The organism is Cellulophaga baltica 18, from assembly GCF_000468615.2.
Lineage (GTDB): Bacteria > Bacteroidota > Bacteroidia > Flavobacteriales > Flavobacteriaceae > Cellulophaga > Cellulophaga baltica.
Window position 1 is genome coordinate 1,045,671 of sequence record NZ_CP009976.1, and the last position, 21,727, is coordinate 1,067,397.

22 protein-coding genes are annotated in these 21,727 nt (G+C 34.7%); 12 read left to right on the forward strand and 10 right to left on the reverse strand.

Going from position 1 to position 21,727, the window contains the following annotated elements; translation table 11 throughout:
* The first annotated feature begins 39 nt into the window (after nt 1–39).
* The 3 genes from M666_RS04345 (at nt 40) to mscL (ending at nt 2,276) form a co-directional block, all read left to right on the forward strand.
* A complete protein-coding gene (locus M666_RS04345) occupies nt 40–681 on the forward strand; it encodes a thymidine kinase (protein WP_029447611.1) in 642 nt (213 codons plus the stop codon).
* Nucleotides 674–1,780: an alanine racemase gene (gene alr / locus M666_RS04350; protein ID WP_024482511.1), complete on the forward strand. Its 1,107-nt coding sequence runs from the start codon at nt 674–676 to the stop codon at nt 1,778–1,780. The genes M666_RS04345 and alr overlap by 8 nt, the downstream gene beginning before the upstream one ends.
* A 91-nt stretch (nt 1,781–1,871) precedes the next feature.
* Nucleotides 1,872–2,276 (forward strand): large conductance mechanosensitive channel protein MscL, encoded by a 405-nt coding sequence (gene mscL / locus M666_RS04355; protein ID WP_024482510.1) that lies wholly within the window; start codon nt 1,872–1,874, stop codon nt 2,274–2,276.
* A 133-nt stretch (nt 2,277–2,409) separates the two neighbouring features.
* Here the strand turns inward: mscL and M666_RS04360 are convergent, their stop codons facing one another.
* A complete protein-coding gene (locus tag M666_RS04360) occupies nt 2,410–2,856 on the reverse strand; it encodes a response regulator (protein ID WP_029447610.1) in 447 nt (148 codons plus the stop codon).
* A 122-nt stretch (nt 2,857–2,978) separates the two neighbouring features.
* Here M666_RS04360 and M666_RS04365 point away from each other — a divergent pair, with 122 nt between their 5' ends.
* The 7 genes from M666_RS04365 (at nt 2,979) to M666_RS04395 (ending at nt 10,134) form a co-directional block, all read left to right on the forward strand.
* Nucleotides 2,979–3,968: an aspartate-semialdehyde dehydrogenase gene (locus tag M666_RS04365; RefSeq protein ID WP_029447609.1), complete on the forward strand. Its 990-nt coding sequence runs from the start codon at nt 2,979–2,981 to the stop codon at nt 3,966–3,968.
* A gap of 92 nt (nt 3,969–4,060) precedes the next feature.
* Nucleotides 4,061–6,220, forward strand: coding sequence for a prolyl oligopeptidase family serine peptidase (locus M666_RS04370; RefSeq protein ID WP_029447608.1), 2,160 nt, complete (start codon nt 4,061–4,063; stop codon nt 6,218–6,220).
* A 91-nt stretch (nt 6,221–6,311) separates the two neighbouring features.
* Nucleotides 6,312–7,547, forward strand: coding sequence for a hypothetical protein (locus M666_RS04375; protein WP_029447607.1), 1,236 nt, complete (start codon nt 6,312–6,314; stop codon nt 7,545–7,547).
* 131 nt (nt 7,548–7,678) lie between these two features.
* Nucleotides 7,679–8,656 (forward strand): ABC transporter ATP-binding protein, encoded by a 978-nt coding sequence (locus M666_RS04380; RefSeq protein ID WP_029447606.1) that lies wholly within the window; start codon nt 7,679–7,681, stop codon nt 8,654–8,656.
* Complete coding sequence (gene arfB / locus M666_RS04385; RefSeq protein ID WP_029447605.1) at nt 8,656–9,060, forward strand: alternative ribosome rescue aminoacyl-tRNA hydrolase ArfB; 405 nt, start codon at nt 8,656–8,658, stop codon at nt 9,058–9,060. Before M666_RS04380 ends, arfB begins: the two co-directional genes overlap by 1 nt.
* A 69-nt stretch (nt 9,061–9,129) precedes the next feature.
* Nucleotides 9,130–9,639 carry a DUF3124 domain-containing protein gene (locus M666_RS04390; protein ID WP_029447604.1) on the forward strand — a complete coding sequence of 170 codons (510 nt, stop codon included), beginning with the start codon at nt 9,130–9,132 and terminating at the stop codon, nt 9,637–9,639.
* 39 nt (nt 9,640–9,678) lie between these two features.
* The gene (locus tag M666_RS04395; RefSeq protein ID WP_029447603.1) at nt 9,679–10,134 is read left to right on the forward strand and encodes an FKBP-type peptidyl-prolyl cis-trans isomerase; all 456 of its coding nucleotides are present in this window, start codon (nt 9,679–9,681) and stop codon (nt 10,132–10,134) included.
* A 33-nt stretch (nt 10,135–10,167) separates the two neighbouring features.
* On the opposite strand, the gene M666_RS04400 is transcribed toward M666_RS04395, so the two are convergent.
* The 5 genes from M666_RS04400 to M666_RS04420 form a co-directional block, all read right to left on the reverse strand.
* Nucleotides 10,168–10,623 (reverse strand): 3-oxoacyl-ACP synthase, encoded by a 456-nt coding sequence (locus tag M666_RS04400; RefSeq protein WP_029447602.1) that lies wholly within the window; start codon nt 10,621–10,623, stop codon nt 10,168–10,170.
* Nucleotides 10,624–10,686: 63 nt separating this feature from the next.
* Entirely contained in the window at nt 10,687–11,799 is a 1,113-nt protein-coding gene (locus M666_RS04405; protein ID WP_029447601.1) for an NAD(P)/FAD-dependent oxidoreductase, read from the reverse strand.
* A 12-nt stretch (nt 11,800–11,811) separates the two neighbouring features.
* Complete coding sequence (locus M666_RS04410) at nt 11,812–13,209, reverse strand: hypothetical protein (protein WP_029447600.1); 1,398 nt, start codon at nt 13,207–13,209, stop codon at nt 11,812–11,814.
* Between the two features lie 16 nt (nt 13,210–13,225).
* Complete coding sequence (locus M666_RS19920; protein WP_029447599.1) at nt 13,226–15,472, reverse strand: DUF1573 domain-containing protein; 2,247 nt, start codon at nt 15,470–15,472, stop codon at nt 13,226–13,228.
* Nucleotides 15,473–15,498: 26 nt separating this feature from the next.
* Entirely contained in the window at nt 15,499–16,191 is a 693-nt protein-coding gene (locus M666_RS04420) for a hypothetical protein (protein WP_052206642.1), read from the reverse strand.
* Between the two features lie 463 nt (nt 16,192–16,654).
* Between M666_RS04420 and M666_RS19925 the strand changes: the two genes are divergently transcribed.
* Together M666_RS19925 and M666_RS04435 are read left to right on the forward strand one after the other, a co-directional pair.
* The gene (locus M666_RS19925) at nt 16,655–17,437 is read left to right on the forward strand and encodes a glycoside hydrolase family 11 protein (RefSeq protein WP_082007888.1); all 783 of its coding nucleotides are present in this window, start codon (nt 16,655–16,657) and stop codon (nt 17,435–17,437) included.
* A 62-nt stretch (nt 17,438–17,499) separates the two neighbouring features.
* A complete protein-coding gene (locus M666_RS04435) occupies nt 17,500–18,324 on the forward strand; it encodes a formylglycine-generating enzyme family protein (protein WP_029447595.1) in 825 nt (274 codons plus the stop codon).
* Nucleotides 18,325–18,397: 73 nt separating this feature from the next.
* Here the strand turns inward: M666_RS04435 and accC are convergent, their stop codons facing one another.
* The 4 genes from accC to rpmF form a co-directional block, all read right to left on the reverse strand.
* Nucleotides 18,398–19,747: an acetyl-CoA carboxylase biotin carboxylase subunit gene (accC, locus tag M666_RS04440; RefSeq protein WP_024482494.1), complete on the reverse strand. Its 1,350-nt coding sequence runs from the start codon at nt 19,745–19,747 to the stop codon at nt 18,398–18,400.
* 89 nt (nt 19,748–19,836) lie between these two features.
* Nucleotides 19,837–20,325 (reverse strand): acetyl-CoA carboxylase biotin carboxyl carrier protein, encoded by a 489-nt coding sequence (accB, locus tag M666_RS04445; protein ID WP_025616393.1) that lies wholly within the window; start codon nt 20,323–20,325, stop codon nt 19,837–19,839.
* Nucleotides 20,326–20,356: 31 nt separating this feature from the next.
* A complete protein-coding gene (locus tag M666_RS04450) occupies nt 20,357–21,355 on the reverse strand; it encodes a beta-ketoacyl-ACP synthase III (protein ID WP_024482492.1) in 999 nt (332 codons plus the stop codon).
* Between the two features lie 174 nt (nt 21,356–21,529).
* Complete coding sequence (gene rpmF, locus M666_RS04455) at nt 21,530–21,727, reverse strand: 50S ribosomal protein L32 (RefSeq protein WP_013550138.1); 198 nt, start codon at nt 21,725–21,727, stop codon at nt 21,530–21,532.

A 21,727-nucleotide genomic window follows, 5' to 3' on the forward strand; every position in this document is an offset into this window, starting at 1 on the left:
TAAAACGAATAACGTATAACTTTCGTCTAAAATTACAAAATGTTTCTCGAAAATACTGTAAACCCTAAAGAACAATTTGGCTGGATCGAAGTTATCTGCGGTTCTATGTTTTCTGGTAAGACAGAGGAACTGATCCGAAGGCTAAAGAGAGCCCAATTTGCGAAGCAAAAAGTTGAAATTTTCAAACCTCAAGTCGATACACGCTATCATGAGGAAATGGTAGTATCTCACGATGCTAATGAAATACGCTCTACTCCCGTACCGGCAGCTGCTAATATTCGTTTGCTAGCAGACGGCTGTGATGTTGTTGGAATTGATGAAGCGCAGTTTTTCGATGATGAAATTGTTGCGGTATGCAATGATTTAGCCAACAAAGGTATTCGTGTTTTAGTCGCAGGTCTTGATATGGATTTTAAAGGAAACCCCTTTGGTCCAATGCCCGCTTTAATGGCTACGGCAGAATATGTTACTAAGGTACATGCAATATGTACGCGTACAGGTAACCTAGCCAACTATAGCTTTAGAAAATCTACCAATGATAATTTGGTACTACTAGGAGAAATAGATGCTTATGAGCCCTTGAGTCGTGGCGCATATTACAAGGCTATGCTCCGTGAAAAAATAAAAGATATTGATATAGATGTGGAGCAAGTAAAAGATAATACCAATTCTAATGGCTAAGGCTCAAGAAACTGTTCTAGAGATTAATTTAAACGCACTAGAACACAATTACAGATACTTAAAAAGTAAAATCAGTTCAAAAACTAAATTTTTAGGAGTCGTTAAAGCCTATGCATATGGCAGTGACGCGGTTGCTATTGCTCAAAAATTAGTAACAGTAGGTGCCGATTATCTTGCTGTGGCCTATACAGAAGAAGGGGTAGCACTCCGAAATGCAGGAATTAAAATTCCCATTTTAGTTTTACACCCACAAATTGTGAGTTTTGATACTATTATTGAACGGTGCTTAGAACCCAATATCTATTCTGAAAGAATATTAACCGCCTTTATAACTGCTGCTGAACGCCACCAACAAAAAAACTATCCTGTACATTTAAAATTTAATACCGGATTAAATAGATTGGGGTTTAACGCCCATGATATTTCTAAGATTACACGTAAACTAGCGGAAACTTCTACTATAAAAGTGTTGTCTATTTTTTCACATTTGGCTGCTTCCGAAGATATAAACGAGAAGGAGTTCACCTTAAGTCAGATTAAAAGTTTCCATGAAATTTGTACGCAAATAGATGCTGCTTTACCTTATATTCCTTTTAAACATTTAGCCAATACTTCTGGAATTATAAATTACCCGGAAGCCCATTTTGATATGGTACGCAGTGGCATTGGTCTTTATGGTTTTGGCAATGACCCTATAGAAGATAAAAATTTTATTCCTATAGTTACCCTTAAAACAAACATCTCTCAGATACATTACCTAGAAGCTAATGAAAGTGTGGGCTACAACCGCGCTTTTACTTCTAATTCCCCCATAAAAACAGCCACTCTACCGCTAGGCCATGCAGATGGTATTGGAAGAGAGTACGGAAACGGCAAGGGTGTGGTGTGTATTCATGGGCACTATGCCCCTATTATTGGCAACACTTGCATGGATATGATTATGGTAGATGTTACGGCTATTGACTGCCATGAAGGAGATGAAGTTATTGTTTTTGGTGAGAAACCAACCGCTACAGAATTTGCCGAAGGAGCCAATACCATTTCTTATGAAGTACTTACCGGCATTTCTCAAAGGGTAAAGCGTGTTATCATTGAATAACAAAATATTCATTAACATTTATTTAAGATTTAAATTTTTAGTATCTTGCGCTACATTAAACAAATTAACTAATAATTAAAAACACTAAATCATGTTAAAAGAATTTAAGAATTTCATTATGACGGGTAACGTCATTGAATTTGCAGTTGCAGTAATTATGGCTGGCGCATTAGGAGCCGTAATTAATGGATTTGTTAAAGATATCGCTATGCCATTTATTGGATATTTTGCTGGTGGAATGAATTTTGAGGACATGCACATTGCAATGGACGGAAATGATTACGCAACCTTAGCAGCTGCAAGAGAAGCTGGTGGTGCTGTTATTGCTTACGGTTCTTGGATTAACACTATCGTTAATTTAATCATTGTTGGTTTCGTTATGTTCTTGATTGTAAAAGCTTACAACAAAACAAAAACTCCTCCTGCTCCTGCAGCTCCTGCTGGACCATCTCAAGAAGATCTTCTTGCTGAAATTAGAGATTTATTGAAAAAATAAATAATATTCATTATCCAATTATTGGGTAATACCGCTGCACTACAGTAGTAATCTTAAGCCGTCAAGTACATTACGCTAATGTATTTGACGGTTTTTCTTTGTTCCAATAAATTAAGTTGATGGAAAAGAAAGGTTATTCTAGTGCTTTAAAAATAGCATCTGCACTTACTCGCGATAAAGGCTTATCAAAATAACCGTATACTAAAGGATGATCCTTTGCCAAAATTCGATCCTTATAATTTGTAAAAGCAGACAACACATAAATACGCAAAGTATCTTTAGTCTTACCCGTTACTTCTAATTCTTCTAAAAATTGCCACCCATTTATTTCCGGCATTACCAGGTCTAACAATAAGATGTCTGGTAAATCGTCTCCTGTAAATGCGTCTTCCCTAATTAAATCTAGTACTTCCCCTGCGCTTTCAAAAATAGCAATATTGCATAATGCCGAAGCTTGTTGTACCCCATATTGTGTTGCAAATCGTGACACTAGGTCATCATCAATAATCCATACCTTCATATATTCTACTAAAGAGCTTGTTTTCGTAAATTTATGGTTTTTAGATGTCCTAGCTTCCATATGCTGAAAGATAATGTAAAATTGTTACAAATATAACTTTTTGTTAAATTATAATTATTCATCTTTAATTTCTTTGTCCGATACATTGTATTGAATTACATTTGCCATCTAAATTTATAACAATGAAAGTAGCAGTTGTAGGTGCAACAGGCATGGTAGGGGAAGTAATGCTAAAAGTATTAGCAGAACGTAATTTTCCTATTACAGAATTATTATTAGTAGCTTCTGAACGTTCCGTAGGGAAGAAAATGACCTATAAAAATAAAGAATATACCGTTATAGGTTTAGCAGATGCTGTAGCAGCAAAGCCAGAGATTGCAATATTTTCTGCTGGTGGAGATACCTCAACAGAATGGGCTCCTAAATTTGCTGAAGTAGGAACTACCGTTATTGATAACTCATCTGCATGGAGAATGGATCCTACTAAAAAATTAGTGGTACCAGAAATTAACGCAGACCAATTAACTAAGGAAGATAAAATCATAGCAAATCCAAATTGCTCTACCATACAATTGGTAATGGTTTTAGCTCCGCTGCATAAAAAATATAAAATGAAACGTGTGGTAATTTCAACCTACCAATCTGTTTCTGGAACCGGCGTAAAAGCGGTTCAACAATTAGAAAATGAAATAGCTGGTATTCAGGGAGAAATGGCTTACCCTTATCCTATAGGAAGAAATGCGTTACCACATTGTGATGTTTTCTTAGAAAATGGATATACTAAGGAAGAAATGAAGTTAGCACGTGAACCTCAAAAAATATTTGATGACCGTACTTTTTCAATTACCGCTACTGCGGTACGTATCCCAACAGCTGGTGGTCATTCAGAATCGGTAAACGTTCAATTTGAAAACGATTTTGATTTAACAGAAGTACGTAAATTATTAAGTGAAACCGCTGGTGTTATTGTACAAGATAATCCAGATACCAACACCTACCCAATGCCTATCTATGCACATGATAAAGATGATGTGTTTGTAGGACGTATTCGTAGAGATGAAACCCAACGAAATACATTAAACATGTGGATTGTTGCTGATAACCTTAGAAAAGGTGCTGCTACAAATGCCGTACAAATTGGAGAATACTTAGTTGCGCACAATTTAGTGTAAGCGCATAATTTTTAAGAATGTTAAAACCTTTGTAACAAGCTCGTTACAAAGGTTTTTTTATGCTATTTTTAGAGTGACTAATTAAACAATCTATGAAAAAACTAGCAAGCTTAGCAGCGACTACCTTACTACTAGTCAGTTGCGAAACAACACCTAAAAAAGAAAAAATTACTGTGAAATACCCAACAACAGCTAAAGTAGATAGCGTAGACACCTATTTTGGTGTAGCAATAAAAGATCCATACCGATGGTTGGAAGATGATAAAAGTTCTGAAACAGAAAACTGGGTAAAAGCTCAGAACAAGGTTACGTACGGCTATTTAGAGCACATTCCTTTTCGTTCAGATTTAAAGAAGCGCTTAGAAAAGCTTTGGAATTATGAGAAATTAGGATCCCCATTCAAAGAAGGAGAATATACATATTTCTATAAAAATGACGGACTACAAAACCAATATGTCGTCTATAGAAAAAAAGGAGAAGATACAGACGCTGAAGTATTTTTAGACCCAAATACTTTTTCTAAGGATGGCACAACTTCTCTAGCAGGTCTAGACTTTTCTAAAGATGGCAGCAAGGCTGCCTACTCTATTTCAGAAGGCGGTAGTGATTGGCGCAAAGTAATTATCTTAGACGCTGCCAAAAATGAAGTTATTGAAGATACCTTAGTCGATATTAAATTTAGTGGCATTTCTTGGAAAGAAAATGACGGGTTCTACTACTCTAGCTATGATAAGCCAAAAGGAAGTGAATTATCTGCCAAAACAGATCAGCACAAATTATACTATCATAAATTAGGAACCCCTCAAAAAGAAGATATTTTAATTTACGGTGGTACTCCTGATCAAAAACACCGTTACATAAGTGGTAGCGTTACTGAAGATGGCCAATACCTATTTGTATACCTTAGTACATCTACTTCAGGAAATAAACTCTTAATGAAAGACTTAAGCAAGGCAGATGCTGAATTTGTGACTATTCTAGACCACACAGACACCGATAGTTATGTAATAGAAAACAAGGGTTCCAAATTGTATATTATGACAAACAAGGATGCCCCTAATCAAAAGATAGTTACTGTAGATGCCGCAAATCCTGGTGCAGAAAATTGGGTAGATTTTATCCCAGAAACAGAAAACGTATTATCTCCTAATACGGGCGGTGGATACTTTTTTGCGGAATATATGGTGGATGCGATCTCTAAAGTGTTTCAATATGATTATGATGGCAAACTAATTAGAGAAGTTAAACTCCCTGGTGTTGGTTCGGCCGGAGGATTTGGCGGAAAAAAAGAAGACAAAGAGTTCTATTTTTCTTTTACCAATTATAATACACCTGGTTCTTTATACAAATACAATGTAGAAACAGGAGACTATACGCAATACTGGAAACCTAATATTGACTTTAATCCGTCAGATTACGAATCAAAACAAGTATTTTATACGTCTAAAGATGGTACTAAAATTCCTATGATCATCACCCATAAGAAAGGCTTAGAACTTAATGGCAAAAATCCAACCATACTATACGGATATGGAGGATTCAATGTGAGCCTAACCCCATCCTTTAGTATTTCTAATGCGGTTTGGATGGAGCAAGGCGGTGTATATGCAGTTCCTAACCTAAGAGGTGGCGGAGAATATGGTAAGAAATGGCATGATGCCGGCACAAAATTACAGAAGCAAAATGTGTTTGATGATTTTATTGCTGCCGCAGAATACCTAACAAAGAAAAAATATACATTTAAAGAATTTTTAGCTATTAAAGGTGGCTCTAATGGTGGTTTATTAGTTGGAGCTGTAATGACCCAAAGACCAGATTTAATGAAAGTAGCAATGCCTGCCGTTGGTGTTTTAGATATGTTACGTTACCATACCTTTACTTCTGGTGCTGGCTGGGCTTATGATTATGGAACTTCTGAAGATTCTAAAGAAATGTTTGAATACATAAAAGGATATTCTCCAGTACACAATGTAAAAGCTGGAACAGCATACCCAGCAACCATAGTTACTACTGGTGATCATGATGACCGTGTGGTACCTGCGCATAGTTTTAAATTTGCCGCAGCTTTACAAGAAGCACAAGCAGGAGACAATCCTACTTTAATTCGTATTGATGTAAATGCGGGTCATGGCGCTGGAAAATCTACCGAGGCTATCATAAATGAGCAAGTAGACTTACAAGCTTTCACTTTGTTTAACATGGGGTTTGAAACGCTACCAAACCAAGCCGTTTTGAAAGAATTTAAAGAGTAATACATTTTCAATATCTAAGATTAAAATCCGTTTCCATTAGGGAACGGATTATTTATTTTAATTAAACCTCAATAACAAAACCTTACCGATTATGAAAAAAGTACTTTTACTGTCCTTTTTAGCAAGCATTTCCTTTGCCAATGCACAAAAATCAGATGTAAAAACAAGTAATGTAACGACAAGCTTTGAACAACCAGAATTTCTTAAAAACACCAAAACATTTAGTTATACTATTCAAGATGATGGTGCTTATTGGAACTACACACCAACAGATGAAAACCCAACCATTGCATCAAACACAAATGGTTTAAAATTAAGTGGTCTAACCCAAGTAGATGATAATGCAGATCTTCAAATACTGGTGGGCTTTATTGGCGGTAAATTAATACCGGGGCAAGCAGTAATTAATTTAGAAGGGAATTATAATATTTTAGTGCTTAATAAAGAAAACAAACTAGTAACCCGCATTGAAGATCATGTAGATTATCAAGTGGTTGCCAGTAGCGAATACGACATGGCAAATGATAGAAAAGTGACAAGAGCCAGAATGGTAACCTCATATGTTCAAAAGCTATTAAAAACTCAAGAGCACCTATTTTCTGGCTCTGCAGATTTAGAAATTCCGTTTGGCCTTTTTAAGAAAACCAAAGATGGTGCTGCAAATGATTTCAATACCAATTCACAACCCCTAATTGACGCTATCGTAGCCAACAGCAGCGACACTGCGAGCTTAGACAAAGCCATAGCCTATTGGACTAGTCAATTAAGTGTTGACTTTGGAAAAAAAGTTAAAGACAAAATTAAAAACAAAGTTATCTATGCAAATTTACTTGCCGCTCATCTTTTAAAAAGAGATATAGCGGCTGCTAAAAAAGATTTGGAAACTGTAAAAGAAAACACAGGCTTTTTTGACATGTGGACTTCTTCTTACAAACCATTATTTGAAAGATTTGAAAGTACTAATGCCCTTGAAAACCCTGAAGATATGGCAACGATTGCAGTTACTCCAGATTGCACCTACTTCACCACATTAGAAAATGGCACCCTTACCTATAAAGATAAGACTATTGATTTTTCAAAAATTGAAATTACGAGTATCCCTGAGATGGAATCAGGAATGGCTTCATTAAAAACAACGGTAAAGCCAGAAATTCGCATTTACGAGAATGATCAATTAACCTTACGCTACAAAGGAGACGATAGTAAAGAGATTGTTTTATCTAATGGTGATCAAGTAGTTTTTAAAGAAATTAAGGGCACATTTAAACCATGTATGAAAGAAGGTAGTCATTACAGAATTATGAATACCAATCAGTTCATAGAATAATAGAAAACTAGTAATGATGAAGCATTTTCAAGCTTAAATTGATTTCCTCTTCATTCAATATCTAAGATTAAAATCCGTTTCTAACTGAAACGGATTTTTTATTTCTAATTTTGTCTGCTATAGAATACACTATGTTACACGTAAAAGACTTAACTTTTTCTTATTCCTCACATCAGATTATCTCTAATATTAGTTTTACCGCTGATAAAGGAGCCCATATTTCTATTATTGGTGAAAGCGGATGCGGAAAGAGTACCTTGTTAAAACTTTTGTATGGTATTTTACAACCCACTCATGGAAGTATTTCTTGGGGCGACAATCCTATTTTAGGTCCCGACTTTAAATTGGTTCCCGGAGAGACCTTCATGAAATACCTTTCTCAAGATTTTGATTTGATGCCCTATGTATCGGTAGAAGAAAATGTGAGTCAATATTTATCTGTATTCTACCCTCAAGAACTTAAAGAGCGCACGGAAGAGCTTTTAGAAATGATTGAGATGACAGCTTTTGCTAAGACAAAAGTAAAACTCTTAAGTGGCGGCCAACAGCAAAGAGTAGCACTAGCAAGAGTTCTTGCCCAAAAACCTGAAATTCTTTTATTAGACGAACCTTTCAGCCACATTGATAATTCTAGGAAAAATAGTTTGCGAAGGAATCTTTTCAACTATTTAAAAACAGAACAGATCACTTGCATCGTAGCCTCACATGACACTCATGATATTTTATCTTTTGCAGATGAGGTTATGGTATTAAAAGAAGGTAAAATTTTAGCAAAAGAACATCCCGAAACACTCTACATGCATCCCAAAAATAGCTATACCGCTTCCTTATTTGGAGATGTAAATCTTATCCCTATATCTTTATTAAAACCTTATGCTACGCTTGAGAAATCTATTTTAGTATACCCATCAGAACTGATTATTTCTGAAAATAGTGGTTTAAAGGTATGGGTTAAAAACTCGTATTTTAAAGGTTCTCATTATTTAATTGAAGCCCAACTTAATGAGACCGATCCTATTCTATTCAACGCTCCTCATGCCTATGAGGCAGAAAAAGAAGTGTTCTTAAATGTAGCACTTGAAACCATCAATGCAAGAATTAAAGATTAATGCTTCATAAAGAACAGATTATTCAAGAATTACATTTTAAAGCAGTTAGAAGTAGCGGTGCTGGTGGCCAACATGTAAACAAAGTGGCTACTAAAATTGAGTTATTCTTTGATGTGGCCAACTCCAGCAGTATAAATACCCTTGATAAAGAACGAATTTATTTAAAGTTAAAAAATAAAATAAACAAAGAAAAGGTCTTACAACTGCAATGTGATGAAAGCAGAAGCCAACATAAAAATAAAGCACTCGTTATTAAAAGGTTCCTTATTATTTTAGAAAATGCGCTAAAAGAACCTAAAAAACGTAAACGAACAAAACCAAGTAGATCTTCTATTGAAAAACGTTTACACAGTAAAAAGAAAGCTGCGGAGAAAAAAGCAAATCGGAATAAAAACAATTGGTAAGTACTCCTAAATTTAAGGCCGTAATAACTACTAAACTTTACGTATTTTTATAGCTCTAAAGTTGAGCAGATGAAAACCCTATTATGTCTTTGCAGTCTATTATGTTTCCTTGCATCTTGTGAGGACCCCCAACCAAAATCAGTAGATAGTAATTTGAACTGGGAAGAAAGAATGCACACGACAACCTTACCAGACTCACTTGAAAATGGGAGTAGTTATTTATCCGTTTATTCGCAGATTTACAGCGTCACAGAACACGTAACACACGATTTAACGGCCACGGTAAGCATTAGAAACACCAGTAGAAAAGATACATTGTACATTACTAAAGGAGAATATTTTGACTCACAGGGCAAGCTTCTTAACACCTACATAGACAAGACAATCTATTTAAATCCGTTAGAGACCTTAGCTATTGTTATTGCCGAAAAAGATAAGCAGGGTGGACCGGGAGCCAATTTTATTTTTGATTGGCAAGTAAAGCCAAATACTTCAGAACCTATTTTTGAAGGTGTAATGATTTCTACATCTGGCTCACAAGGTTTGTCTTTTACCACTCAAGGAAAAAAAATAGACTAGAATTAAAATAGCCTACATATATTTGATAAAAAAATCCAAATGAAAAATAGTATCCTTTTTTTATGCCTTATCCTATTTCTAGGATGTAATGAAGAGAAAGAAAATATTGATTACGTTGCAAAAAACGAAGCTGATATCGCAGCATATATCGCCAAAACTAATATAGACGCCACTAGAAGTGAATCTGGTTTGTATTATCGTATTGAAACACAAGGCGAAGGGGAACAACCTTTAAGTAATTCTGATGTTACCGTTGCTTACAAAGGCTACTACTTAGATGGTAAAGTTTTTGACGAGAGTGATGCTAATGGTATTACATTTAATATTAATGGTGTCATAAAAGGATGGACCGAAGGTATTGCCTATTTTAATGAAGGTGGTTCTGGTCAATTATTTGTCCCTGCACATTTAGGCTATGGCTCTAACACATATGGCCCAATACCAGGTGGATCTGTACTAATTTTTGATATTAATTTACTGAAAGTAGAAAACTAAAAGTAATGAGAAATGAAATTCTCTAAAGCTTGTTTAGAGAATTTCATTAATTGTAATTTCATTGGTATTAAAAGTAACTATAGCTCCTTTTTCTTTACCAAAAAGTAACTTTCCCATTGGTGTTTCTGAAGAAATGCAATAGACCGAAATACCATCTGCCTTATATTCTCCTGCTGAGATGCCTAGAAAATAGTTTGCTTTATTTGTTTTGACCAAATTACCTAAGCCTACAAAATTTGTTTTAGTTTTAATATTTACCATATCTAAAACCTTAGCCATTTTCTCTGCTTCTGCTAGTTGTACTCCAGATTTTTCTAATTCTAACTGAAGCATAGCTCTTCCCGTTTCATGCTTATCACCAGCACTACTCTTCGTTTCACTATCTAATGACTCTTTAAAATCTGCAATATTCAACCGAATACGAGATATTCTCTTATCTGCAAAATTCTTACAGAAGTCATATAGCTGTTTTTTTAAATTTTGTTCCATCACAAATCCGATTTAAATTAAAGCAAAAAGCAGTTACTAGATCTAATTTTTGCGCGCGCAAATCTAGACTAAATCCGCCAATTCTTTACCAATAATACTACCAATTGCAATTCCCATTCCACCCATTCGTATTCCACAATACACCCGGTTAGAAACTTGCTTAATTATGGGTCTTTTTTGCGGACCTACACCCATAATACCACTCCAACTATACGCAATTTCAAAATCGTAATCCGGGAGTATTAGCTCCTTTAATAATTGTTCTAATTTATTTTGAACCAGTGGTGTCTCTCCAAAAGCACTCGTTTCTTCTGCTTTAAAATCTAAATTCCGACCCCCGCCAAACAGAATTCGGTTATCTATATTTCTAAAATAGTAATACCCTTCATCTAGATGAAAAGTCCCTTTAATTTTTAAATCCTTAATGGGTTTCGTAATTAATACTTGAGCCCGTGCTGGTTTTACTTCTTCTTCTAAAAGTGCAGCTCCAAAACCATTGGTTGCAATGATTAATTTTTTAGTCCTAAACTCAAACTCATTGGTTTTCACCACCACATGATCTTCTAAATCCTCAAAATATTCTACTTCTATTGAATTTAATAGAATGACGCCACTTGATTGAACACGAAGTAAGAGCTGAGACATCATTTTACCGGTATCAATCTGAGATTCAAATACATTTGTAATATATTCCTCCTGTACCTTTTTAAAGTCAAATGTATTGGAATGCACTTTAAACGCATCGCCTTTAAAAATTGGATTTAGAAATGAATTTGTTGCCGCGATTTGCTCTAAGCATTCTGTAAAAAGCACTTCTTGCTGTTCGGTAAATACTTCATGCCCTCCCCAGTTTTTAAACCCTATTTCTTTATCTCCTAAATTTTCCCGTAAGAGGTGAATTCCTTTCCAACGTTTTTCTACTAACTCATACACCTCTTCTTCTGTATGTGTTTTTAAATCTGATAAGATCTCAGAAATACTTCCAAAACAGGCAAATCCGGCATTTTTAGTACTTGCTCCTTGTGGTAAAATACCCTTTTCTAAAACTAAAATCTTAGCCTCAGGGTATTTAGCTCGTAATTGTAGGGCACAATTTAAACCTACAATTCCACTACCGACAATTGTAAAATCTATATGAGATAACCACGTTTTATATTCCCAATAACTTAACTTCATAAGTAGCCTAAGTTAAGGAATAGAATCTGTTTTTTGAAGTCCAAAATACAACTGTGAAATAATATTAATTTCGTTATTTTCTGCTGTTAGACTCCCTTCAAGGACTATTTTATTCCCCTCTACTTGTTGGGCATTAATTCTAACTGTTTTTAATAAAGCCGCAAGCTTATCTGCTTTCGGAATTTTTAAATCTTTTTGCAAGCTCTTAAAATTGGCTGAGAGACTAAAAAAATAACTACCTGTTTTGAACGGATGGTTAAGGGTTTCTTTTTGAGTAGAGAAAGATACTTCTGAGGTCGTGTCTTTTTCGTAAAAGGAATACATTGGTAAGGCTTTTAAAACGCCATTCTCTATAGCCCCTTGCTTTTTTAAGTATGATTTTAGGGTAGTATCTGAAGCTATGTTTAGAAAAATAGACGGTGCCTCTTTCTCTTGTAGCGCAACAGTGGCCACCTTATCAAAATTATCATCATACTCATAGGTAACAATACTATCTGTCTGCAGGGTAGTACCTTTAACCGCCAAACTTATTATACCTGTAGATTTAGCTACCAAGGAATCTGCTTCTATATTATTTTTCTCGAAAAATGAAAAATCCTTCAACAAATCGGTTACACTAGATGCATGAGCGGTATTAGAAAAATTTGCATCCACATACAACAGTAAGGATGCTTCTGGAGTAGCTACATACTTCATAGACTCATTAAACTCCTTAGGCTGAGCTGTATACATGACTCCAGACAAATAAGCGTTCCCATCATTAAAATTTAAATGAACGACACTACTATCTTTCACATACGTAACATGATCATCTGCTGCTATTAAGCTTTTTAAATAAGGATGGTCTGTATCGGAAATAAGCTTTTTATTTAAAAGAACATCATCAAAAACAGGTTTACATAATTCAAATGATTTTTTGGGAGCATAGGCTATTGCAAGATTTTCATTATTCCATGCATATATAATTTTTGTTTTTTCATCTAAGGCATATGTATAATCGCCCTCAATAATTGTAACTTTTTTAGCAGTTAAATAGGCTAAAGCATAAGCATTAAATGCTTCTGAATCTTTAATTGGTAGGGTAGTAAATAAGGTGTTTTTCACCTCTTTCATGGTGTAAAAAACTAGGGAGTAAGGTTTGAGATTTATCCCATTCTTATCTTCTTTTTTATCCTCATCATCTTTTGAGCTACTTGAAAAATCAGCATTATCCCAATAAAACATAGGAGAAGACAAGGCATCTAGCAAAATAGTTTTTTGAAAATCATGCAAGCCAACTTTTAGTACACTGTCTGCATTTACATGAATGCGATTTTTTAACGAGGCCGATTTCTGATACTGCACATAAATAAAATACCCTATCACTGCTATTCCTAGCAATGATAAGGTGATTTTTAAAAACTTTTTCATGAATTGCTGTGTTAATTTAATCTATTAAAGCATCAATCATATTTAAGAAATAAGCCAAGCTATTCTTATGTCCTTTTCCTTCTGGTGTATTTAAAATCATTTCACCTTCAAGAACATTACCTTTCATCTTACTTACTTTAAATGTAGCATCTTCTACATTGTCTGAAATGTAATTTAATTTTTCTTTATACGCATTAGGAATCATGTCTCCTGGAATATCTCTCGTAATAGTTTTACCATTTACATAAATACTTCCAGAGTTTTTAGAGATAAGTTTTTTATGTCTTCCTGAAACCTTAGCATTATAAGTACCATTACTCATTGCTGTAATATCTGCCTTAGAGTTACTAATTAATAAGGTATTGTCCTTAAACAGCATGTTTACTTTAAATGGTGCGTCAGGAATTTCAACTTGGTAGAATCCGTTTTCTGCAGTTACTGCTCCTTCTTTTATCCCAATTCGCATGATACGGTTAAAGATTTCTTTCTCTTCTGAAGTAACCATCAAAATAAATTTTGGAATTGGCTCTGTCTTTGTTTTAGTCACCTCTACACTTTCATAATTTTCATCATAATCATACGTAGTATAGGTCACTTCAACATTTTCTATACCATTCATCACCAATAACATATCTCCACGAACCACTTTAGCAATAGCTTCTTCGTCTAATAAAATAGATACCAAACGTGTTGCAATAGGAACAAAATCTTCTAAATGTTCTTTTTCTACACCTTCAAACATCGCATCTACCAATTTAGGATATGCCTTTAAAGTACCTTCTGTGCTTGTGTTAACTGAAAAATAGCCTTGCATCGTATCTTCATTAAAATACTTGTAGAAATTGCTATTCATTTTTCCATTATACATGTCTTTATGGTACTGCGCCATTTCATCATTCATCGTATACGATGTTTTGATCGATGCATTGGTATCATCAAAATTTAATTTCGAAGTCAATGACATTCCGCCATACAACCTTTCAAAATTAAACATTTCATAAGGGTTACTACCGTAATAGCCACTTCCAAAATAAGAAGGAATAGCATCATTATAAATGGCTGTAAAATCATTAACCCATAGCGTTGCTTCATCTTTTCCTGTACCTACACTTTTTAGATAAGAACTATTTTTTAAAATGCTTCCTTCTGCATAATTACCTGTAAGCGTAGCTTTTGCTTTTTCTATAACAGAAGCCATAGCTTCTTTTCTTTTTTCAGCTCTTTTAGCTTCTCTTATCTCACGCTTTCTATCTTGCTCCGCATAATAATCATCATTATAATAGCTAGAATCATCATATTCCGTAGATTCTATTACCGTTTCTTCTATTTCCGTTTCGTAAACATCTTCTACAATTTCTACTACCTCTTCAACTTCGGCAACACCGTCTTCCGTGATCATACCTTTGATGTATAATCTTTCCACTTCATTCTCCGTATTAGCTGTAATAGTCACTGTTTTACTTTGGCTACCGCTCTTATTAGAACTATCGAACTTTACAGAAATAGTTCCTGACGCCCCTGGCTCAATTTCTTCTGAAGAAAAACTAGGAACCGTACAACCACAACTAGCTTTAGCATCGGAAATAACTAAAGAAGAAGATCCTGTATTTACAAAGTTAAAAGTATGCTCTACAATATCACCCTCTTTAATGGTTCCGAAATTATAGGTGGTTTGATCAAAACTCAATATAGGATAGGTAGCTTCAGCAGCATCTACTGCTTCTTCTACGGCTACAGCTGCATCTTCCGCATAGTCATAATCGTAATCATCGTATCCGTACACATCATCATAATCAGTCTCTTCTTGAGAAACTGTGAATAACAAGGTGTTGTTATTCCACATGGTTACCATATTATCGTAGTCATCTACGATATAGGCAAAATCACCATCGTACTGCACGCCTTCTTTTTGATGTTCTGATAAAAGGCTAAAAAAACCTCTTTTATCATTTAAAGGAACTAGAAAATTGTGGGTAAAAACACCCTCTTGAGTCTCCATAAAATAGTAGAAGTTCTCAGATAAATTTATTCCTAAGGTTTCTAAATCTACGACGGCACCATCTGTTTTTCTAGATAATTGTTTTATAAACATTTTTCCCATTTTAGAATTTTCAAATTCTGAAATAGAAACTAAATTGGTTATATTTTTTCCTTTAAGGGCTATTACAACACTCGCATTTTTAGGTACTTTAGTGATTAAATCTTGCGCCGAAGCTACTAAAGTAGCAAAGCAAAGCGATGTAAAAAGTAATACTTTTTTCATTGGAAATTGTATTTGTTGTGGTTGAATTATTTTGATAATTGTATAGTATTTGCGACACTTTTTTCTCCTAGAATAAGAGACATCGCATCTATCTTTAAGAATACTGCTTTTTTGTTGGGAGCAACTTTTGCATGAGTATTAGAAATACTTTTGACTGCATTTTTAAAACGATAAATACTTGTATACGTAGCATCATTAAAAACTTTTCTATCTTCTCCTTTTAATTTGTAGAAGATTTTTTTTATTTTGGTATCATACGAAAAGTAGCGTTCAAAATTATTTGTAGCACTATTGTAGGCAAAATTAGTCGTATTGAAATTTGTTTTTTCCTTTTTGTTTTGTTGGCGAATTAAATCCTGAAACACAGCGTCTAAATTTGCCACCTTATCAAAATTACAAGAAAGGGTGAAAATATAATTTTCGAAATCTGCTGTCTTTTTAATATTGCTAACGCCGTTAATGGTTTTTAAATGATTTTCAGCATCTTTTAACGCCAAGTTAATATCATTTTTAGAAGGCACCTTATAGCCGTTGACACTATCTAGTAACATCACTGAGGCTATTTTACTTTTACTTCTACTCAAATTAAAAGTAACTAGCATAGTACCACTGCCATCAGAATTTAGATTTATCTCTTCCAGAACTTCAAAGCAACTCGTAAAAAGTGTCATTGAAAAAAATAGAATAATATATAATGTAGTTTTTCTAATCATATGCATATGTAGTACTATTTAAGTATGTAAACTTCTAATTATGTTACAAATTGTATGAACTATTTTTTAATTTTTAGATTACTGTACAAAGAAATAACATAAAACGCGTTGAAAATACCCTGAATACCGTGAATCTTAAAATCTATAAATAGCTCATTTTCAATTTCTAAATAGCCCAAAGCAGTAACCCTACAAAATAACTTTTGAAAATTTTTATTGCAAAAACATTCGTAACCTGCTGAAATCAAGAGCACTGATCAGCATCTCCTACAAAATAAACAGCCACTCATAATATCGTATGTTGCATATTTTCTCAAGCTGTATTTAATGCTTCAAGATTTGCAGATAATGACTCAATACTTATAGAGCTACGCTAAACCAAGCAGTAAGTTTGACTATAATTATTTGAAAATCAACGCCTAGAGTTTCCGGTAATTGAATTAAAATAACAATAAACCTAAATTATTACATGATGAAAAAACTAAAAATGTTTACTTTTTTACTAGGAGGAATGCTTCTTGTAAATTGTTCAACGGAAGATGCTGACACTAGCACTAGTCTTGAAGAACTAGATGTATTAAAATTTTCTGCAACACAAGCCTTTTTTGTTGGCGATGATCGTACAGATGCTACAACATTAAATGGCGGATATTGGTGGACCATCTACAAAGAAGGTGGTTGGGGAAAATTAAATTTTTCTGGCGCACAAACTTATCCTGGAAATTTTGAAATAGAATACAAGAACAACCAAGATATTGTTGGCGGTAAAGGTTGGGAATTTGGCCAATGGAACAGAGTCATTAATTACAACATTGGTACCCTTGAAGGTTCTTATAAATTTGTTGGAGCGTATGGCTGGGTCAAAGCTACCTCAGGCGAATTAATTGAATATTATATCGTAGAGAAGAAAAAAGGAGATGGCATTCCTGGAGTGAACAAAAATCAAGACTTTACGGTAAACAATAAAAATTACAGATTTTTAATTCAAGATAGAGAAGGACCCTCTGTTGAAGGTGATAAGAAGTTCAAGCAATTTATTTCTGAAAACAAAAACCCAAATAGTATTGCATTAAATGTAAATCAGCGAATTAGCTTTCAAAAACATGCAGAACATTGGGGTACTTACGGTAATGAAGGTAGTTTAAATAACTGGGGATGGTACCAAGTTTTTGGTATTGAAAGTTTTAACTACACACCAAGTCAAAATGACGGCAATGGCAACTGGGGTAAAATAAATGCTACAATCTGGTAAAATAAATTTATAAGAGTGTCTGCAATAATTTTACTAAACACATACTTAATCTTGCTTATTTTATGAAAAGACCTATAGGATACTTCTTATTCACATTAATACTTCTCTTAAATAGCTACTGCGCAGAAAATAAGACAGCTCCTGTCACCTTCGCTAATTTTATTTTTGTTGAAGGAGGAATGATGAAAAATAAGAATTCTCAATTGTATGGAATTAAAGGCAAAGTTCTTGACTTTTATATGGGTAAATTTGAAGTTACCCAAAAAGAATGGAACGAAATTATGCCTGTAAACCCTTCTAATCATGTAGGTGACAGTTTACCTGTTGAAATGGTTACTTGGTATGATTGTATCACCTATTGTAATAAACGAAGCAGCAAAGAAGGCTTGCTTCCTTATTATAATATTGATACTACTAAAGATTCTTTAGATGGAGATATTCCTATAAATAAAAAAGCAAACGGTTACAGATTACCCACAGAAGTAGAATGGGAATATGCTGCTGGAGGTGGGCAGCTAAGCAAAAGTTTTACGTATAGCGGTAGTAATGTAATTGACAGTGTTGCTTGGACTTGGAAGAATACAGGCGACAGCCTTCTTTCTGGCACCTGGAACTACAGAAGCATGCAAAGCAATCACTGCGCCACGAAACCTGTGGGTTTAAAAAAACCTAATGAACTAGGCTTTTATGATATGACCGGCAATGTGATGGAATGGTGTGAAGAGTGGCATGAAACAGAACATATTTCTAAAGGAACATACCGAACACAAAGAGGTGGCGGATGGATCAACATAGATACATATGCTAAGGTAGCTCACAGAGGTTATAATGATGCTAAAAGAAAGGCCATGGATCAAGGCTTTAGAATCTGTAGAAATAAAGAATAAAGTTTTCGCTTGATTTTTTTAAAATACTTACAAAACAAAAACTCCGGCATAGCGCCGGAGTTTTTTATTTTATTTATTCCTTAGGAGGATCCATTTTAAAATCTTCCATGAATTTGGTGGTGTAATTACCTGCCAAATAATCTGGATGATCCATTAGTTGTCTATGAAAAGGAATTGTTGTTTTAATTCCTTCAATAACAAACTCGTCTAATGCACGTTTCATTTTATTAATTGCCTCTTCTCTAGTTTGAGCAGTGGTAATTAATTTTGCGATCATAGAGTCATAGTTTGGCGGTATAGTATACCCACTATAAACGTGCGTATCTAAACGAATACCGTGACCTCCTGGAGTATGTAATGTTGTAATTTTTCCTGGTGAAGGGCGAAAATCATGATATGGATCTTCTGCATTAATTCTACATTCAATAGAATGTAATTTTGGCAAGTAATTCTTACCAGAAATTGGCACACCGGCAGCAACAAGAATTTGCTCACGAATTAGATCGTAATCTATCACTTGTTCTGTAATTGGATGCTCTACCTGAATACGTGTATTCATTTCCATAAAATAGAAATTTCGGTGTTTATCTACCAAAAATTCTATAGTACCCGCACCTTCATATTTTATAAACTCAGCAGCTTTTACTGCAGCGGCACCCATTTCTTCTCTTAACTTATCGGTCATGAAAGGAGAAGGTGTTTCTTCCGTAAGCTTTTGGTGACGTCTTTGCACAGAACAATCTCTTTCTGACAAGTGACATGCTTTTCCATACTGATCACCAACAATCTGAATCTCGATATGCCTTGGCTCTTCAATAAGTTTTTCCATGTACATACCGCCATTCCCAAAGGCAGCTTTAGCTTCTTGAACAGCACTGTTGAAAAGATCTTCTATCTTATCTTCACTCCAAACCGCACGCATACCTTTACCACCACCACCAGCAGTTGCTTTAATCATAACAGGATAACCCATTTTTTTAGCAATCTTCTTAGCATCGGCAACATCTTTAAGCAAACCTTCAGAGCCAGGTACACATGGTACACCCGCTTCTTTCATTGTTTCCTTTGCAGTAGCTTTATCGCCCATTTTATCTATCTGATCCCCAGAGGCACCAATAAATTTAATATCGTGTTCTGCGCAAATTCTAGAGAATTTAGAATTTTCAGATAAAAACCCGTATCCTGGGTGAATAGCATCGGCATTTGTAATTTCTGCGGCTGCTATAATATTAGGTATTTTTAAATAAGACTCGCTACTAGGAGCTGGGCCAATACATACTGCTTCATCTGCAAAACGCACATGCAAACTTTCTTCATCTGCCTTGGAATAAACTGCAACAGTTTTAATTCCCATTTCGCGGCAAGTTCTGATAATACGCAGTGCAATCTCTCCTCTATTTGCAATTAATATCTTTTTAAACATCTTTTGAAATTTTATTAGTTGAGTCCTAAATTTTAAATGATTTTAAATGGTTGACAACAACCATTTAAAATTTAAGTATCTAAAACTTCTTATGATGGATCTACCAAGAATAATGGTTGATCAAATTCTACTGGTGAAGAATCGTCTACTAAAACTTTAACAATCTTACCTGAAACTTCAGATTCAATATCATTAAATAATTTCATTGCTTCAATAACACAAAGTACATCACCTTTATTTATGACACTACCTACCTCAACAAAAACTGGTTTTTCTGGAGATGCTTTTCTATAAAAAGTACCAATTATAGGAGATTTAATTGTGATGTATTTATCATCATCACTAACTTCTGCTTTTGCTGCAATTTCCACTGAAGGAGTTCCTTCTTGTGCAGGTGCAGGCGCTGCAGGTACCATTGGGTTGTGTGCCATTGGTATCTGTTGAACATAAGTAGCTGGTTCAGGACCAACTGCTCCTGTGCGAATCGTTATTTTGATGTCTTCCATCTCTAATTTAACTTCGCTAGCACCAGATTTGGCTACAAATTTAATCAAGCTTTGAATTTCTTTAATATCCATCGAATTCTAGTTTAATATATAGTTGATATTGTTATTTTGAGTTATATGCCCATTTTAAATAGATAGATCCCCAGGTGAATCCACCTCCGAAAGCTGCAAAAACTAAGTTGTCTCCTTTTTTTAACTGCTTTTCGTAATCGTTTAATAATAACGGTAAAGTGGCTGATGTCGTATTTCCATACTTTTGAATATTCATCATCACACTATCATGATCTAAGCCCATTCTGTTCGCTGTGGCATCTATAATACGCTTATTGGCTTGATGTGGTACTAACCAAGCAATATCATCATGTGTTAAGGAATTTCGTTCCATAATTTCTGCTGCAGCATCTGCCATATTAGATACAGCAAACTTAAATACGGTTTTACCGTCTTGAAATATATAGTGTTGTTTGTTTTTAACAGACTCTTCCGTAGCGGGCATAATAGACCCACCACCATTCATACTTAAATAAGCTCTTCCGTTTCCATCAGAACGTAAGTATTCATCTTGCATTCCTAAACCTTCTTCATTAGGTTCAAAAAGTGCAGCTCCTGCTCCATCTCCAAAAATAATACAGGTAGTTCTATCTTTATAATCAATAATAGATGACATTTTATCGGCCCCTATTAAAAGCACTTTTTTGTACTTTCCAGATTCTATAAAACCTGCTGCTGTAGACATTCCAAATAAGAAGCTTGAACATGCCGCCAACAAATCAAAGGCAAAAGCATTGGTTGCTCCTATTTCTGAGGCTACAAATGCTGCTGTAGAAGCCACCAAAGTATCTGGAGTTGCTGTACCTACAAGTACTAAATCTATTTCTTTAGGGTCTATACCCCTTTTCTTTATTAAATCTTCCGCCGCTTTAATCGCCATATAAGACGTACCGGCTCCTTCTTCTTTTAGTATTCTTCTTTCTTTTATGCCTGTTCTAGTAGTGATCCATTCATCATTAGTATCCACTAGATCTTCTAACATTTTGTTAGTCATTACAAACTCTGGAACATAAGCCCCTACCGCCGTGATGGCCGCTGATAGTTTACCCATTTAGAAATGTTTTTGTGCTTAAAATCTTTAAAAAAGCCACAAATTTGGTGAAAATTAGTGATTTTTTGCGACTTTTTATCTTAAAAAGACTTGTTTTTAAGATTTTGGATTGCTGTCATAAAAAAACTCCCAACTTTTGCAAGTGGGAGTCCATATACTTATATCAGAAGTTAATTAAGCAACTGCTTCTTCTGTATTATCAATTAAAACTTGGCCTCTGTAGTATAATTTACCTTCATGCCAGTGTGCTCTGTGATACAAATGCATTTCACCAGTTGTTGGATCTTTTGCAAGAGTAGGGGCAACAGCCTTATAATGTGTTCTTCTTTTATCTCTTCTTGTTCTGGAAATCTTCCGTTTTGGATGCGCCAT